The following is a 16049-nucleotide window of genomic DNA, read 5'->3' on the forward strand; positions in this document are numbered from 1 at the left end:
ACGCCTTATCCGGCCTACACATGCGTCCCCGTAGGTCGGATAAGACGCGCTAGCGTCGCATCCGACATTTTAGGCACAGTAGCCCACCTACATCGGCAATGTTTTCAACAATCCAAATGCCTCTTTCATCCGATCCTCACTGACCACAAAGGCGCGAAGCTGGTCAGCATCGTCAACACCGCGAGCCACCATTCCCTGGCGTTCGGTATTAATTTGCCAGCGTAAATCCTGACGCTGGGTTTCGCCTGCCAGATGCAGCGGTAATTCCGGCGTTTTGATTTTCACCAGCATCGTCGGTAGTTTCAGCGGCGTGTTATTGCCGAGAAGATTTTTTGCCAGCACCATCGCGCTAAGTTGAATCGGCTGCAGGAATGGCAGTACCTGACCGTTGATTTCCGCGTAATCGCCCAGCGCATAAATATCGTCATTACTGGTTTGCAGATAACTATCCACGCAAACGCCGCGATTAATCGTCAGCCCGGCGCGTCGTGCCAGGGCTGTTTCCGGGCGCAGTCCGGTGGCGGCAATTACCGCATCCACTTCGATACTACGCTGGTGGTCCAGCGTTGCCAGAATGCCAGAATCCGTTTTTTCCAGCCCCTGTAACTGAGATTTCAACAGCAGATGAACGCCCATCTCCGTCAACCGATGCTGCAAGCGGCTGCTTACTTCCGGTGGCATTAACGACGCCAGAATACTGGCAGCGTTGTCGATTAGCGTGACCGCTTTGCCTGCACGACAAAAATCCATCGCCAGTTCGCTACCAATCAAACCACCGCCAACAATCAACACGCGTCGGGCATCCCGCAGTTGCGTTTCACAGGCGCGATACTCTTGCTGACTATTTAACGTCAGCATTAACTCACGCCCAGGCACAGGCGGGACAAAGGCACTGGCACCGGTTGCCAGTACTAGCTTGTCGTATTGCCACTGATTATTCTGGCTTTTCACCACACGGGCTTCGGCATCGATATCCGTCACCCAGGTTTGTGGAAACAGGTGCAGATTAAACTGCTCGGCAAATTCACCCGCCGTCTGGCGGGTAAGGTCATCGGCACGTTGCCCCTGACTGATAACATGGCTGAGGTCAGGTTTGTTGTACTCATCCATGCTGTCGGCGGCAATCAGGGTTAATGGAATAGTGGCGTCCTGTTTGCGAATATTTTTCACCAGTTGGCGGGCGGCGAAGCCCGAACCGATGATCACAATGCCGTTACTCATTTTGCCTCCGATGCCAGTTCTTCAAAGACGTCTTTGCCGAGGAAGCATTCCGGGCAGAGGAAGTTATCCGGGACTTCACTCCACGGCGTTCCTGGCGCAACGTCCTGCATTGGCTCGCCTTTTGCCGGATCGTAAATCCACTGGCAGACGCTGCACTGCATCCGTGGGCCGAGGTCAGCCGTCGTGGTGGCAGAGGTTTCTTCTTTGACTACCTTATTCACCGTGCTCTGCGGCAGCGGCGCGAGCGCCCACTGACGGGCGATTTCGCGACCGTGTTCACGGCATAACTCCAGAGCGTCCTGGTCTGGTCGCCATTTCGCTTTCAGGCTAAGCGACATTTCGAAACCCGCATCCTGCAGGCGCGTGGAAAGACGATCCACCGCACCGCCGCTCCAGCCGTGAGAGCCGAAAGCACTGGCGCGTTTGTTACGGAAGCGTAAACCAGTCATCTCCTCCACCAGCCCGGCGATTTTCGGCATCATCACGTTATTCATCGTCGAAGTGCCGACCAGCACGCCTTTTGAGCGGAAGACATTGGTCAGGATTTCGTTTTTATCGCTTCGGGCGACGTTGAAAATTTTCACCGCCACGCGTGGGTCGGTTTCCGCAATCCCCTGGGCGATAGCGTCAGCCATCATGCGGGTGTTATTCGACATGGTGTCGTAGAAAATGGTGATTCTGTCTTCCTGATAATCAGCCGCCCATTTCAGGTACAGCTCGACAATTTGCGTCGGGTTATCGCGCCATACCACGCCGTGAGAGGTCGCTATCATATCGACTGGTAAGTTAAAGCCCAGGATCTCGGTAATTTTCGGTGTTACCAGGCGGCTGAACGGCGTCAGGATATTGGCGTAGTAACGCTGGCACTGCTCGAAAAGCTCCGTCTGATCCACTTCATCGTTGAACAGATGCTCGTCGCAGTAGTGCTGACCGAAAGCATCGTTACTGAACAGCACCGCGTCGCCTGTCAGGTAAGTCATCATGCTGTCCGGCCAGTGCAGCATTGGCGTTTCGACAAAAATGAGCTGTTTGCCGTTGCCGATATCCAGCGTGTCACCAGTTTTCACCACATTAAAATTCCACTCCGGATGATGGTGATGACCATTTATCGAGTCGATAGCGTTGGCAGTACAGTAAATCGGCGTATCGGGAATTTGCGCCATCAGTTCGGTCAGCGCCCCAGCGTGGTCCTCTTCTGCATGGTTAATCACGATGTAATCGATATCCGCCAGATCGATTTCATTACGCAGGTTCTGCACAAATTCGCGGCTGAATTTATGGTCGACGGTGTCGATCAGCACGTTTTTTTCTTCGCGGATGAGGTAGCTGTTGTAACTGCTGCCGCGCAGCGTTTTATATTCCGTACCGTGAAAATCACGCACTTCCCAGTCACGTTGACCAACCCAATGAATGTTATTTTTCACCACAATAGACATAGCAACCTCAATTTATTCAGCGTGTTCTAAAAAGATGTCTTGCTAATTGCAGATTACGTGCCAGTTTTTTATCTGATTGTTTTTACTCTATAAATAAAATTATGCTCATTAATGAGTAGTCAAAATGACTATCAATCAAATGGTCGATATGACAATATCTATAGTCAAATTGACAGTGAGGCAAAGATGAGTTTTTCCGTTGATGTGCTGGCGAATATCGCCATCGAATTGCAGCGTGGGATTGGTCATCAGGATCGTTTTCAGCGCCTGATCACCACGCTACGTCAGGTGCTGGAGTGCGATGCGTCTGCGTTGCTACGTTACGATTCGCGGCAGTTTATTCCGCTTGCCATCGACGGTCTGGCAAAGGGTGTACTCGGTAGACGCTTTGCGCTGGAAGGGCATCCACGGCTGGAAGCGATTGCCCGCGCCGGGGATGTGGTGCGCTTTCCCGCAGACAGCGAATTGCCCGATCCCTATGACGGTTTGATTCCTGGGCAGGAGAGTCTGAAGGTTCACGCCTGCGTTGGTCTGCCATTGTTTGCCGGGCAAAACCTGATCGGCGCACTGACGCTCGACGGGATGCAGCCCGATCAGTTCGATGTTTTCAGCGACGAAGAGCTACGGCTGATTGCTGCGCTGGCGGCGGGAGCGTTAAGCAATGCGTTGCTGATTGAACAACTGGAAAGCCAGAATATGATGCCAGGCGAGGCCACGCCGTTTGAAGCGGTGAAACAGACGCAGATGATTGGCTTGTCCCCTGGCATGACGCAACTGAAAAAAGAGATTGAGATTGTGGCGGCGTCCGATCTCAACGTCCTGATCAGCGGTGAGACGGGAACCGGTAAGGAGCTGGTGGCGAAAGCGATTCATGAAGCCTCGCCACGGGCGGTGAATCCGCTGGTCTATCTCAACTGTGCTGCACTGCCGGAAAGTGTGGCGGAAAGTGAGTTGTTCGGGCATGTGAAAGGAGCGTTTACTGGCGCTATCAGTAACCGCAGCGGGAAGTTTGAAATGGCGGATAACGGCACTCTGTTTCTGGATGAGATCGGCGAGTTGTCGTTGGCATTGCAGGCCAAGCTGCTGAGGGTGTTGCAGTATGGCGATATTCAGCGCGTTGGCGATGACCGTAGTTTGCGGGTCGATGTGCGCGTGCTGGCGGCGACTAACCGCGACTTACGCGAAGAGGTGCTGGCAGGGCGATTTCGCGCTGACTTGTTTCATCGCCTGAGCGTGTTTCCACTTTCGGTGCCGCCGCTGCGTGAGCGGGGCGATGATGTCATTCTGCTGGCGGGGTATTTCTGCGAACAGTGTCGTTTGCGGCTGGGGCTCTCCCGCGTGGTATTAAGTGCCGGAGCGCGAAATTTACTGCAACACTATCGTTTTCCGGGGAACGTGCGCGAACTGGAACATGCTATTCATCGGGCGGTAGTGCTGGCGAGAGCCACCCGCAACGGCGATGAAGTGATTCTTGAGGCGCAACATTTTGCTTTTCCTGAGGTGACGTTGCCGCCGCCAGAAGCGGCGGCGGTGCCCGTTGTTAAGCAAAACCTGCGTGAAGCGACAGAAGCGTTCCAGCGTGAAACTATTCGCCAGGCACTGGCACAAAATCATCATAACTGGGCTGCCTGCGCGCGGATGCTGGAAACCGACGTCGCCAACCTGCATCGGCTGGCGAAACGTCTGGGAATGAAGGATTAAATAATCCCGGCCTGATAGAAATCCTGCAGGTTAATTGCGCCGGTGAGTTTGCCGTTTTCATCCACCACCGGTGCGGCAGTGATTTTGCGCTTCATCAGGATCTCTTTGGCGTCGATGGCGCGACTTTGCGCCTGTAACGTGGTGCCGCCTGTCGTCATCGCTTCATTAACTGGCGTGGTGAGTGCGCTGCCGCCTACCAGCCAGCGACGTAAATCGCCGTCGGTAAAGACGCCTTGTACCTGTTGTTGAGCGTCACATACCGCCACCAGCCCCAGACCGGTGCGGCTGAGTTCCAGCATCGCATCCATCACGCTGGCGGTTAACGCCACCTGTGGGATGGCATCGTCACGGCGCATCAGATGATGCACTTTATTCAGCAAGCGAGCGCCCAGTGCCCCGGCTGGGTGGGAGCGGGCAAAATCTTCTTCATTAAATCCGCGCGCCTGCATGACCGCCATCGCCAGCGCGTCACCCATCATCAGGGTATTGACGGTGCTGGAGGTCGGCGCAAGGTGCATCGGGCAGGCTTCGCGTTCTACGGAGATATCCAGCACCGCTTTTGCCGCCAGGCCCAGCGGTGACGTCGGTTTGCCGGTCATCGCCAGCAGCGCGATAGATTTATCTTCCAGACGCGGAATAATCAGATCCAGTTCCTTCGCGCCACCGGAGTAAGAGATAAACAGCATCACATCGCGGCTTTCAATCATCCCCAGATCGCCGTGCAGTGCTTCTGCCGGATGGACAAAAAAAGCCGGTGTGCCGGTACTGGCAAGTGTTGCGGCGATTTTCTTACCAATGTGGCCCGATTTGCCAATTCCCGAAACCACCACTTTGCCTTCGCAGTGCAGGATGATATTGGCGGCGCGAACAAAATCATCGCCCAGACGTTCCGGTAAACGGCTTGCTTCCTGCAACTCCAGCATTAACGTCTGACGTCCCGCGTTCAGTAGTGCTTCACTCATTGCTCTCTCCGGTTATGATCACATCGATCCCTTTCTCTTCCAGCGCCTGACGAAACGCCGGATCGATACCTGCGTCGGTAATCAGCTTATCGACGCTTTCAAGACTGCAAACTACGTTGGGGCTTTTACGGCCAAACTTTGATGAGTCCGCCATCAAAATCACTTCGCGCGCGGCATTGCACATTGCCTTACTGACGGTATAAACCTCGTTGAAGGTGGTTACGCCCGCATTGAGATCGATGCCGTCGGTGCCCATAAACAATTTATCGAAACTGAAATGTTCGAAGGCATTCTCTGCCAGCTGGCCGTGAAATGAGGCCGATTTTTTACGAAACGTTCCGCCTGGCATCAGGATAGTTTGTTCGTTATCCAGTTCGGATAGCGCATTGACGATATGCAGGCTGTTGGTCATCACCGTGATGTTATTAAAGCGCGAGAGCAGGGGAACCATCTGCAAAACGGTACTGCCAGCATCAAGAATGATCGAATCGCCATCATGGATAAAACTAACGGCAGCTTCTGCAATCAGCTCTTTCTTGTGGGTGTTGATGAGTGTTTTATGATCGATAGGCGGATCGGATTCCTCTTTATTCAACACCACTCCGCCATAAGTACGAATGACGGTTCCGGCATGTTCCAGAATGACCAGATCTTTGCGAATGGTTGTGCCTGTGGTGTCAAAGTATTGCGCCAATTCTTCAACCGAGCATTTACCCTGCTTTTGCAGATACTCCAGAATGGCGGCCTGACGCTGACGAGGTTTCATGGGCGTGATTACCTGATTTAGGTTTCAAAATGATAACTTCGCAAGCAAGTAACATTCACAACGAAATTATCCACGTTTCAGTTTAAGCGCCAATGATAGAGCATTCTGTGATAGTGGATCATGGGGAAAGATCACATCGGGCTGTAAATCACCCGCATGCATACCGGTAATTGCGGGAATTTTTTGCGGTCGGGCGAAGACGGTCAGTCCTTTCATAAACAAGGTGTCGACGATGCGCTGCTGATCGTCCAGCGCGATGGCGACCACGACCCGCGGTTTAAAGCGCCCGCTGGAACGGCCCACGCCAACCCGCCCTTGCTGGCATAGTGTGTCGAAGGCACGGTTAAAACGAGAAATTTGCCAGCCGCCTAAGGCCAGTTGCGCACACCAGGCGATAACGGCGACGGTGATGAGTGCGGATACCATAACTTTTCCTTAATGTAGTGGCGGAAGTCCTGTATGCCTGATGAGCGTAGCGCATCAGGCATTCTATAGTCTCACGGAGATCCTTAATGGATCTCCGCTGTTGATCAGAACATCACCTGACCGCCGGTGACATTGATCGACTGTCCGGTGCAGTACGACGCCTTAGGACTGGCGTAGAACAGCAGCATATTCAGCACATCTTGATAATCGCAGCCGCGTTTGAGCGGTACTTTGTCGATGTAATACTGCTCGACTTGATCCGGTTTGATACCCAGCTTGGTCGCGTATTGTGGCAACAGTGACTGGAACATCGGCGATTTCAGCAGGTTACCGAGCATCAGTGAATGCACCGTAATGCCGTACTCCGCCAGATCCAGCGCCAGTGATTGAGTCAGCCCGACGCCACCAAATTTCGCTGCGCTGTAGCCAGAGTTGTGTTTGCTGCCCACTTTGCCGGATTTCGAGTTGATCTGAATAATGCGACCCTGAATCCCGTCGCGGATCATCAAACGCGAAAATTCACGGGCACACAGGAAATAACCCACCAGATTCACTTGTAGCGAACGGTCAAAATCGCCGAGCTGGAAGTCGCTGATAAAGGCTGCTTTTGCTATTCCGGCGCTATAGACCAGCAAATCCACGCGACCAAAGATTTCATCTACCCCACGAGAGAGCGCCAGAACGCTTTGCTCGCTAGTGGCGTCAGCACCAAAACCGTACGCCATACTTTCACCATATTCGGCGTTAATTTCTTGTGCCACATTTGCGGCTTTGTCGCTCTGAATATCGACAACCGCGACGCGATACCCCTCGGCAACCAGACCGTGGCACAGGAACGCGCCTAAGGTTTGCCCACCACCGATGACAACGGCAACCTGATTCATTTTTTACTCCTTAACAGATTCAAACTTCAAAACCGATCCCGGCGCGATATCGTCGGGTACAGGGCCTGCCACATGGACAGTGCCCGGAAATACCGCTTCGTTTAAACCATCGAAGCGCAGGGTGACATGACCCAGTTCGCGAAGGTTGTCTTCCGCCACGCTGCCAACAGCGGTCACCGGATAGCGATGCTGCCCGAGCGTAAATTGCAAACCGGGATGGAGTGCACCTTTCAACTCGCCGTGGCAATGAATGAAGCAATACTCTTCGAGGTCCGCTGGCGCGCCTTCACGAAAGGTGATGAGCATCTGGTCGCTGAGGGCGTCAGTGGCACTCGCGCCGATACGGGTGATGGTGGTCTTATAAATAACGGTCATGTTTCAGCCTCTATTGATAGATAAAACCGGAGACAAACCAGGCGATCAGTACAGTCGGTGCGCCGGTTAAAAAGCGGCTCACCAGTACAGAAGGGACACCGACGCGAACCGTGTCCTGACGGGCTTCCGCCAGCGACAAACCGACCGGGATGAAGTCGCAGGCCGCCTGCGCGTTGATGGCAAACAGTGCCGGTAAAGCCAGATGCGGCGGAATATTGCCGAGACCAATCTGCACGCCAATCAATACGCCGATAACCTGTGCGATAACTGCGCCTGGGCCGAGGAAAGGTGAAAGCAGTGGGAAGGAGCAGATGAGCGCCAGCATGACCAGACCCAGTGGATGGCTCGCCAGCGGAGCAAGACCGTGGGCAATCCAGTCACCAAGGCCAGAAGCCATAATGATGCCAATGAGCGCCGAGACGAATGCCATAAACGGCAGAATGGTTTTTAATACAGTGTCGATGGTGTCACGACCAGATTGAAACAGCACCGCAACGGCGGACCCCATGCCCATTCCCACCTTCGCCAGTAAACCATCGCTTTGTTCGGTGATTTTCTTACTGGTGTCATAGTCACGGCCCACGGAAGAGGGTTGTGGTGTCGCATCACCCACTACAGTGATGTTTTCTTCTTTTACGCCAGAGACATAAATATCTTCCACAATGTACTGCGCCAGCGGACCGGACTTGCCCGTCGAGTGGATATTAATGGTGGGAATACGTCGTTTCGGATAGATGCCGCAGCGTAATGTGCCGCCACAGTCGATTACCGCGACACCAATTTCCGCCTCCGCGGGTTCACCTTCTTTAAATCCGTCAATAGCCTGCCAGCCAGTAAGTTGTGCCAGTTTGTCAACAATCGCAGGCCGGGTACCGGCGGTGATATAGACGATTTTTTTGCCCGGCGTGGCTTCCAGCTCAAGCGGGCCGCCCCAGCCACCCGTTCCTTTTTCGATCCGAATACGCGTCATGATGTTGCTCCTGCCAGGTGAACTTTTTGTTCAAGTTGAATGCCCATCTTTTTCTCAAAAATGGCGGTGGTCAGATCGGTCACCCAGCCGCGAAAGAAGTTGGTGACCAGACCAACCAGCAGATAGCTCACCGCCAGTGGGCCAAGTGGCAGGTTCAGCGTTGTCAGACCGCTGGCAATGCCAAGATAAACAAACAGTTCGCCAGGGTTGATATGGGGAAAGAGGCCATTCATTGAGTGGCAGCTATAAGAGGCCGCCGCGTAGTAGCTGGGTTTGTACTTTTCCGGCATAAAGCGACCCAGGCTTAAGGTCATCGGATTGCAAAAGACAAACGTGCCAATGCACGGTAGCAGCAGGTAACGGGAAACAGGGTTACCGGCGCAACGTTGAGCAAAACGTTCAATACGATGCTGACCGATAAAATTAATCAGTGCGTTCATGATAACCAGCAGGCTAATCAACAGCGGAAGAATGCCGGTCACCATCCCGGTAAACACCTCTCCGCCCTTTTGGAACAGCCCGATAAACCACTCTGCACCATGAGTAATGGTTTCTATCATTGTTCTCTCCTTCAGGATTTATTGTTTTATTACCAAACGGCAACCTAATCTAATCAGATTGAAAGATTTAAAAGTGATATTTTGATCTAAAAATGAAAGATAAATATTTTAATTTGAAAGTTTGAGTAAAAGGATAGCGAGGGGAATGAGTTGAGTTATGTAAAGTCCGTATCGGGCAGTGACTACCGCTTCCTTGTGCGGGGCGTGATGCTTTACCATACTTGCCCCTGGTTGAATCTGTTAAATGGACCCCTCATGTTCAAGCGTCGTTATGTAACATTGCTTCCCCTTTTTGTGTTGCTTGCCGCCTGTAGCAGCAAGCCAAAACCTACTGAGACTGAAACGACCACCGGAACGCCGTCTGGCGGCTTCCTGCTTGAGCCGCAGCACAATGTGATGCAGATGGGCGGCGATTTCGCTAATAACCCGAATGCCCAGCAGTTCATCGACAAAATGGTGAACAAACACGGTTTCGATCGTCAGCAGTTGCAGGAAATTCTCTCCCAGGCGAAGCGTCTGGATTCGGTACTGCGGCTGATGGATAACCAGGCACCAACCACATCGGTGAAACCGCCATCAGGTCCGAACGGCGCATGGCTGCGTTATCGCAAAAAATTTATTACGCCGGACAACGTGCAGAACGGTGTGGGTTTCTGGAATCAGTATGAAGATGCGTTGAATCGCGCGTGGCAGGTGTATGGCGTACCGCCGGAAATTATCGTCGGGATTATCGGCGTTGAAACCCGCTGGGGGCGCGTGATGGGGAAAACTCGCATCCTCGATGCGCTGGCAACGCTGTCATTTAACTACCCACGCCGCGCGGAGTATTTCTCTGGCGAGCTGGAAACCTTCCTGCTGATGGCGCGCGACGAGCAGGACGATCCGCTCAATCTGAAAGGTTCCTTTGCCGGGGCGATGGGCTACGGACAGTTTATGCCGTCGTCTTACAAACAATATGCGGTAGATTTCAGCGGCGACGGGCATATCAACCTGTGGGATCCGGTTGATGCGATCGGTAGCGTGGCGAACTATTTCAAAGCGCACGGCTGGGTGAAAGGCGATCAGGTCGCGGTAATGGCAAACGGTCAGGCTCCAGGCTTGCCAAATGGCTTCAAAACCAGGTACAGCATTTCGCAGCTTGCCACGGCAGGTTTAACGCCACAGCAGCCGCTGGGCAACCATCAACAAGCCAGCCTGCTGCGTCTGGATGTCGGTACCGGTTACCAGTACTGGTACGGTCTGCCGAACTTCTACACCATTACCCGTTATAACCACAGCACCCATTACGCAATGGCGGTCTGGCAGTTAGGACAAGCCGTGGCGCTGGCGCGCGTGCAGTAACTATTTGCAAGAGGGGGGCGTGAGCTTCCCTCTGGCTAATCAGCTTTTTTCTGAATCCTCCTCGTAAAATTGCAACGCCAACACCATCTTCCTGACGAAAGTGCTATCTTGTCCGGCATAAATTTTTGACTGACAGAGGTTGTGATGACTGACAGTGAACTGATGCAGTTAAGTGAACAGGTTGGGCAGGCGCTGAAAGCCCGTGGCGCAACCGTAACAACTGCCGAGTCTTGTACCGGTGGTTGGGTAGCGAAAGTGATTACCGATATTGCCGGTAGCTCCGCCTGGTTTGAACGCGGATTTGTCACCTACAGTAACGAAGCCAAAGCGCAGATGATCGGCGTACGCGAAGAGACGCTGGCGCAGCATGGCGCGGTGAGTGAACCCGTCGTGGTGGAAATGGTGATAGGCGCACTGAAAGCGGCTCGTGCTGATTATGCCGTGTCTATTAGTGGTATCGCCGGGCCGGATGGCGGCAGTGAAGAGAAGCCTGTCGGCACCGTCTGGTTTGCTTTTGCCACTGCCCGCGGTGAAGGCATTACCCGGCGGGAATGCTTCAGCGGCGACCGTGATGCGGTGCGTCGTCAGGCTACTGCGTATGCATTGCAGACCTTGTGGCAACAATTTCTACAAAACACTTGATACTGTATGAGCATACAGTATAATTGCTTCAACAGAACATATTGACTATCCGGTATTACCCGGCATGACAGGAGTAAAAATGGCTATCGACGAAAACAAACAGAAAGCGTTGGCGGCAGCACTGGGCCAGATTGAGAAACAATTTGGTAAAGGCTCCATCATGCGCCTGGGTGAAGACCGTTCCATGGATGTGGAAACCATCTCTACCGGTTCGCTTTCACTGGATATCGCGCTTGGGGCAGGTGGTCTGCCGATGGGCCGTATCGTCGAAATCTACGGACCGGAATCTTCCGGTAAAACCACGCTGACGCTGCAGGTGATCGCCGCAGCGCAGCGTGAAGGTAAAACCTGTGCGTTTATCGATGCTGAACACGCGCTGGACCCAATCTACGCACGTAAACTGGGCGTCGATATCGACAACCTGCTGTGCTCCCAGCCGGACACCGGCGAGCAGGCACTGGAAATCTGTGACGCCCTGGCGCGTTCTGGGGCAGTAGACGTTATCGTCGTTGACTCCGTGGCGGCACTGACGCCGAAAGCGGAAATCGAAGGCGAAATCGGCGACTCTCACATGGGCCTTGCGGCACGTATAATGAGCCAGGCGATGCGTAAGCTGGCGGGTAACCTGAAGCAGTCCAACACGCTGCTGATCTTCATCAACCAGATCCGTATGAAAATTGGTGTGATGTTCGGTAACCCGGAAACCACTACCGGTGGTAACGCGCTGAAATTCTACGCCTCTGTTCGTCTCGACATCCGTCGTATCGGCGCGGTGAAAGAGGGCGAAAACGTGGTGGGTAGCGAAACCCGCGTGAAAGTGGTGAAGAACAAAATCGCTGCACCGTTTAAACAGGCTGAATTTCAGATCCTCTACGGCGAAGGTATCAACTTCTACGGCGAACTGGTTGACCTGGGCGTAAAAGAGAAGCTGATCGAGAAAGCAGGCGCGTGGTACAGCTACAAAGGTGAGAAGATCGGTCAGGGTAAAGCGAATGCAACTGCCTGGCTGAAAGATAACCCGGAAACCGCGAAAGAGATCGAGAAGAAAGTACGTGAGTTGCTGCTGAGCAACCCGAACTCAACGCCGGATTTCTCTGTAGATGACAGCGAAGGCGTAGCAGAAACTAACGAAGATTTTTAATCGTTCGTTATTGATGATAATAGATAATGTGTGCACGGACGGTCCCCTCGCCCCTTTGGGGAGAGGGTTAGGGTGAGGGGAACAGGCCAGCACTGGCGTGAAAAATTACTCTCACCTCGATCCTCTAACGAATTGGGCCTGCGGGAACATTCTGCACACTCATTGACTATTAAATCTGTTTATCAGCAAAACCTGGGTCGCATCTGCGGCCCTTTTGCTTTTTTAAGTTGTAAGGATATGCCATGACAGAATCAACGTCCCGTCGCCCGGCATATGCTCGCCTGTTGGATCGTGCGGTACGCATTCTGGCGGTGCGCGATCACAGTGAGCAAGAACTGCGACGTAAACTAGCGGCACCGATTATGGGCAAAAATGGCCCAGAAGAGATTGATGCTACGGCAGAAGATTACGAGCGCGTTATTGCCTGGTGCCATGAACATGGCTATCTCGATGACAGCCGATTTGTTGCGCGCTTTATCGCCAGCCGTAGCCGCAAAGGTTATGGACCTGCACGTATTCGTCAGGAACTGAATCAGAAAGGTATTTCCCGCGAAGCGACAGAAAAAGCGATGCGTGAATGTGACATCGACTGGTGCGCACTGGCGCGCGATCAGGCGACGCGAAAATATGGTGAACCTTTGCCAACTGTCTTTTCAGAAAAAGTTAAGATCCAGCGTTTTCTGCTCTATCGTGGCTATCTGATGGAAGATATCCAGGATATTTGGCGAAATTTTGCCGACTGAACGCATACGGTATTTTACTTCCCAGTCAAGAAAACTTATCTTATTCCCACTTTTCAGTTACCAGCCCGGCGGTTAAGACACGCTGGAGCTGGTGGCGATATTTCGTTAGCTTGATTTCAGGATAATTATGAGCAAGAGCACCGCTGAGATCCGTCAGGCGTTTCTCGACTTTTTCCATAGTAAGGGACATCAGGTAGTTGCCAGCAGCTCCCTGGTACCCCATAACGACCCAACTTTGTTGTTTACCAACGCCGGGATGAATCAGTTCAAGGATGTGTTCCTTGGGCTCGACAAGCGTAATTATTCCCGCGCTACCACTTCCCAACGCTGCGTGCGTGCGGGTGGTAAACACAACGACCTGGAAAACGTCGGTTACACCGCGCGTCACCATACCTTCTTCGAAATGCTGGGCAACTTCAGCTTCGGCGACTATTTCAAACACGATGCCATTCAGTTTGCATGGGAACTGCTGACCAGCGAAAAATGGTTTGCCCTGCCGAAAGAGCGTCTGTGGGTTACCGTCTATGAAAGCGACGACGAAGCCTACGAAATCTGGGAAAAAGACGTCGAAATCCCGCGCGAACGTATTATTCGCATCGGCGATAACAAAGGTGCGCCATACGCATCTGACAACTTCTGGCAGATGGGTGACACTGGTCCGTGCGGCCCGTGCACCGAAATCTTCTACGATCACGGCGACCACATTTGGGGTGGCCCTCCGGGAAGTCCGGAAGAAGACGGCGACCGCTACATTGAGATCTGGAACATCGTCTTCATGCAGTTCAACCGCCAGGCAGATGGCACGATGGAACCGCTGCCGAAGCCGTCTGTAGATACCGGTATGGGTCTGGAGCGTATTGCTGCGGTGCTGCAACACGTTAACTCTAACTATGACATCGACCTGTTCCGCACGTTGATCCAGGCGGTAGCGAAAGTCACTGGCGCGACCGATCTGAGCAATAAATCGCTGCGCGTAATCGCTGACCACATTCGTTCTTGTGCGTTCCTGATCGCGGATGGCGTAATGCCGTCCAATGAAAACCGTGGTTATGTACTGCGTCGTATCATTCGTCGCGCAGTGCGTCACGGCAATATGCTCGGCGCGAAAGAAACCTTCTTCTACAAACTGGTTGGTCCGCTGATCGACGTTATGGGCTCTGCGGGTGAAGACCTGAAACGCCAGCAGGCGCAGGTTGAGCAGGTGCTGAAGACTGAAGAAGAGCAGTTTGCCCGTACTCTGGAGCGCGGTCTGGCGTTGCTGGATGAAGAGCTGGCAAAACTTTCTGGTGATACGCTGGATGGTGAAACGGCTTTCCGTCTGTACGACACCTATGGCTTCCCGGTTGACCTGACGGCTGATGTTTGTCGTGAGCGCAACATCAAAGTTGACGAAGCTGGTTTTGACGCAGCAATGGAAGAGCAGCGTCGTCGCGCGCGCGAAGCCAGCGGCTTTGGTGCCGATTACAACGCAATGATCCGTGTTGATAGTGCATCTGAATTTAAAGGCTATGACCATCTGGAACTGAACGGCAAAGTGACCGCGCTGTTTGTTGATGGTAAAGCGGTTGATGCCATCAATGCAGGCCAGGAAGCTGTGGTCGTGCTAGATCAAACACCATTCTATGCGGAATCCGGCGGTCAGGTTGGTGATAAAGGCGAACTGAAAGGCGCTAACTTCTCCTTCGCGGTGGAAGATACGCAGAAATACGGCCAGGCGATTGGTCACATCGGTAAACTTGCTGCGGGTTCTCTGAAAGTGGGCGACGCTGTGCAGGCTGATGTTGATGAGGCTCGTCGCGCCCGTATTCGTCTGAATCACTCCGCAACGCACCTGATGCACGCTGCGCTGCGCCAGGTTCTGGGGACTCATGTATCGCAGAAAGGTTCACTGGTTAACGACAAGGTGCTGCGCTTCGACTTCTCACACAACGAAGCGATGAAACCGGAAGAGATTCGTGCGGTCGAAGACCTGGTGAACGCACAGATTCGTCGCAATTTGCCGATCGAAACCAACATCATGGATCTCGAAGCGGCGAAAGCGAAAGGTGCGATGGCGCTGTTCGGCGAGAAGTATGATGAGCGTGTACGCGTGCTGAGCATGGGCGATTTCTCCACCGAGCTGTGTGGCGGTACTCACGCCAGCCGCACTGGTGATATTGGTCTGTTCCGCATCATCTCTGAATCGGGTACTGCTGCAGGCGTTCGTCGTATCGAAGCGGTAACCGGAGAAGGCGCTATCACCACCGTTCATGCAGACAGCGATCGCTTAAGCGAAGTCGCGCATCTGCTGAAAGGCGATAGCAATAATCTGGCGGATAAAGTGCGCTCAGTACTGGAACGTACGCGTCAGTTAGAAAAAGAACTACAACAGCTTAAAGAACAAGCTGCCGCACAGGAGAGCGCAAATCTTTCCAGTAAGGCAATTGATGTTAATGGTGTTAAGCTGTTGGTTAGCGAGCTTAGCGGTGTTGAGCCGAAAATGTTGCGTACCATGGTTGACGATTTAAAAAATCAGCTGGGGTCGACAATTATCGTGCTGGCAACGGTAGCCGAAGGTAAGGTTTCTCTGATTGCAGGCGTATCTAAGGACGTCACAGATCGTGTGAAAGCAGGGGAACTGATTGGTATGGTCGCTCAGCAGGTGGGCGGCAAGGGTGGTGGACGTCCTGACATGGCGCAAGCCGGTGGTACGGATGCTGCGGCCTTACCTGCAGCGTTAGCCAGTGTGAAAGGCTGGGTCAGCGCGAAATTGCAATAATATAAGCGTCAGGCAATGCCGTGGACTCGCTTCACGGCATTCGCATTAACGCTATCGACAACGATAAAGTCAGGTTGAAGTTGTGTATATCGGCTAAACTTAGGTTTAACAGAATGTAATGCC

General features: G+C 53.1%; 15 protein-coding genes. 6 read left to right on the forward strand and 9 right to left on the reverse strand.

What is annotated here, in order from left to right:
• Positions 1 to 87: 87 nt before the first annotated feature.
• Entirely contained in the window at positions 88 to 1221 is a 1134-nt protein-coding gene (gene norW, locus BGK49_RS07905) for an NADH:flavorubredoxin reductase NorW (protein ID WP_000064747.1), read from the reverse strand.
• Positions 1218 to 2657, reverse strand: coding sequence for an anaerobic nitric oxide reductase flavorubredoxin (gene norV / locus BGK49_RS07910; RefSeq protein ID WP_000029609.1), 1440 nt, complete (start codon positions 2655 to 2657; stop codon positions 1218 to 1220). The genes norW and norV overlap by 4 nt, the downstream gene beginning before the upstream one ends.
• Before the next feature lie 186 nt (positions 2658 to 2843).
• Between norV and norR the strand changes: the two genes are divergently transcribed.
• Positions 2844 to 4358, forward strand: coding sequence for a nitric oxide reductase transcriptional regulator NorR (gene norR, locus BGK49_RS07915; protein ID WP_069375718.1), 1515 nt, complete (start codon positions 2844 to 2846; stop codon positions 4356 to 4358).
• Here the strand turns inward: norR and gutQ are convergent.
• The 7 genes from gutQ to srlA form a co-directional block, all read right to left on the reverse strand.
• Positions 4355 to 5320: an arabinose-5-phosphate isomerase GutQ gene (gutQ, locus tag BGK49_RS07920; protein ID WP_001287421.1), complete on the reverse strand. Its 966-nt coding sequence runs from the start codon at positions 5318 to 5320 to the stop codon at positions 4355 to 4357. The genes norR and gutQ overlap by 4 nt on opposite strands.
• Positions 5313 to 6086, reverse strand: a complete 774-nt coding sequence (srlR, locus tag BGK49_RS07925; protein ID WP_000804546.1) for a glucitol operon DNA-binding transcriptional repressor SrlR — start codon at positions 6084 to 6086, stop codon at positions 5313 to 5315. Before srlR ends, gutQ begins: the two co-directional genes overlap by 8 nt.
• 66 nt (positions 6087 to 6152) lie before the next feature.
• On the reverse strand, positions 6153 to 6512 hold the full coding sequence (gene gutM / locus BGK49_RS07930; protein ID WP_000252908.1) for a transcriptional regulator GutM: 360 nt from the start codon (positions 6510 to 6512) through the stop codon (positions 6153 to 6155).
• 104 nt (positions 6513 to 6616) lie between these two features.
• Positions 6617 to 7396 carry a sorbitol-6-phosphate dehydrogenase gene (gene srlD / locus BGK49_RS07935; protein ID WP_001077365.1) on the reverse strand — a complete coding sequence of 260 codons (780 nt, stop codon included), beginning with the start codon at positions 7394 to 7396 and terminating at the stop codon, positions 6617 to 6619.
• A 3-nt stretch (positions 7397 to 7399) separates the two neighbouring features.
• Positions 7400 to 7771: a PTS glucitol/sorbitol transporter subunit IIA gene (gene srlB / locus BGK49_RS07940; RefSeq protein WP_000216191.1), complete on the reverse strand. Its 372-nt coding sequence runs from the start codon at positions 7769 to 7771 to the stop codon at positions 7400 to 7402.
• Between the two features lie 10 nt (positions 7772 to 7781).
• Entirely contained in the window at positions 7782 to 8741 is a 960-nt protein-coding gene (gene srlE, locus BGK49_RS07945; protein WP_000196934.1) for a PTS glucitol/sorbitol transporter subunit IIB, read from the reverse strand.
• Positions 8738 to 9301, reverse strand: coding sequence for a PTS glucitol/sorbitol transporter subunit IIC (gene srlA / locus BGK49_RS07950; protein ID WP_000573321.1), 564 nt, complete (start codon positions 9299 to 9301; stop codon positions 8738 to 8740). The genes srlE and srlA overlap by 4 nt, the downstream gene beginning before the upstream one ends.
• Before the next feature lie 255 nt (positions 9302 to 9556).
• On the opposite strand from srlA, the gene mltB reads away from it, so the two are divergent.
• The 5 genes from mltB to alaS all read left to right on the forward strand — a co-directional run bounded on the left by mltB (position 9557) and on the right by alaS (position 15926).
• Positions 9557 to 10642 carry a lytic murein transglycosylase B gene (gene mltB / locus BGK49_RS07955; protein ID WP_005043896.1) on the forward strand — a complete coding sequence of 362 codons (1086 nt, stop codon included), beginning with the start codon at positions 9557 to 9559 and terminating at the stop codon, positions 10640 to 10642.
• 144 nt (positions 10643 to 10786) lie between these two features.
• The gene (gene pncC / locus BGK49_RS07960) at positions 10787 to 11284 is read left to right on the forward strand and encodes a nicotinamide-nucleotide amidase (RefSeq protein WP_000132235.1); all 498 of its coding nucleotides are present in this window, start codon (positions 10787 to 10789) and stop codon (positions 11282 to 11284) included.
• A gap of 79 nt (positions 11285 to 11363) precedes the next feature.
• A complete protein-coding gene (gene recA, locus BGK49_RS07965) occupies positions 11364 to 12425 on the forward strand; it encodes a recombinase RecA (protein WP_000963139.1) in 1062 nt (353 codons plus the stop codon).
• A 242-nt stretch (positions 12426 to 12667) separates the two neighbouring features.
• Positions 12668 to 13168 carry a recombination regulator RecX gene (gene recX / locus BGK49_RS07970; RefSeq protein WP_000140506.1) on the forward strand — a complete coding sequence of 167 codons (501 nt, stop codon included), beginning with the start codon at positions 12668 to 12670 and terminating at the stop codon, positions 13166 to 13168.
• A gap of 127 nt (positions 13169 to 13295) precedes the next feature.
• Positions 13296 to 15926 carry an alanine--tRNA ligase gene (gene alaS / locus BGK49_RS07980; protein ID WP_000047152.1) on the forward strand — a complete coding sequence of 877 codons (2631 nt, stop codon included), beginning with the start codon at positions 13296 to 13298 and terminating at the stop codon, positions 15924 to 15926.
• The last annotated feature ends 123 nt before the right edge of the window (positions 15927 to 16049 follow it).

The sequence above is a fragment of the Shigella sp. FC1544 genome, from assembly GCF_001722145.1.
Taxonomy (GTDB): Bacteria; Pseudomonadota; Gammaproteobacteria; order Enterobacterales; family Enterobacteriaceae; genus Escherichia; species Escherichia coli.

Bases quoted from the DNA above. Each gene is read 5' to 3' on its own strand.
- srlE (WP_000196934.1), bottom strand. From the start codon at position 8,741: ATGACGCGTATTCGGATCGAAAAAGGAACGGGTGGCTGGGGCGGCCCG.
- srlB (WP_000216191.1), bottom strand. From the start codon at position 7,771: ATGACCGTTATTTATAAGACCACCATCACCCGTATCGGCGCGAGTGCC.
- srlD (WP_001077365.1), bottom strand. From the start codon at position 7,396: ATGAATCAGGTTGCCGTTGTCATCGGTGGTGGGCAAACCTTAGGCGCG.
- norV (WP_000029609.1), bottom strand. From the start codon at position 2,657: ATGTCTATTGTGGTGAAAAATAACATTCATTGGGTTGGTCAACGTGAC.
- gutM (WP_000252908.1), bottom strand. From the start codon at position 6,512: ATGGTATCCGCACTCATCACCGTCGCCGTTATCGCCTGGTGTGCGCAA.
- gutQ (WP_001287421.1), bottom strand. From the start codon at position 5,320: ATGAGTGAAGCACTACTGAACGCGGGACGTCAGACGTTAATGCTGGAG.
- mltB (WP_005043896.1), top strand. From the start codon at position 9,557: ATGTTCAAGCGTCGTTATGTAACATTGCTTCCCCTTTTTGTGTTGCTT.
- srlR (WP_000804546.1), bottom strand. From the start codon at position 6,086: ATGAAACCTCGTCAGCGTCAGGCCGCCATTCTGGAGTATCTGCAAAAG.
- alaS (WP_000047152.1), top strand. From the start codon at position 13,296: ATGAGCAAGAGCACCGCTGAGATCCGTCAGGCGTTTCTCGACTTTTTC.
- norR (WP_069375718.1), top strand. From the start codon at position 2,844: ATGAGTTTTTCCGTTGATGTGCTGGCGAATATCGCCATCGAATTGCAG.
- srlA (WP_000573321.1), bottom strand. From the start codon at position 9,301: ATGATAGAAACCATTACTCATGGTGCAGAGTGGTTTATCGGGCTGTTC.
- pncC (WP_000132235.1), top strand. From the start codon at position 10,787: ATGACTGACAGTGAACTGATGCAGTTAAGTGAACAGGTTGGGCAGGCG.
- recA (WP_000963139.1), top strand. From the start codon at position 11,364: ATGGCTATCGACGAAAACAAACAGAAAGCGTTGGCGGCAGCACTGGGC.
- recX (WP_000140506.1), top strand. From the start codon at position 12,668: ATGACAGAATCAACGTCCCGTCGCCCGGCATATGCTCGCCTGTTGGAT.
- norW (WP_000064747.1), bottom strand. From the start codon at position 1,221: ATGAGTAACGGCATTGTGATCATCGGTTCGGGCTTCGCCGCCCGCCAA.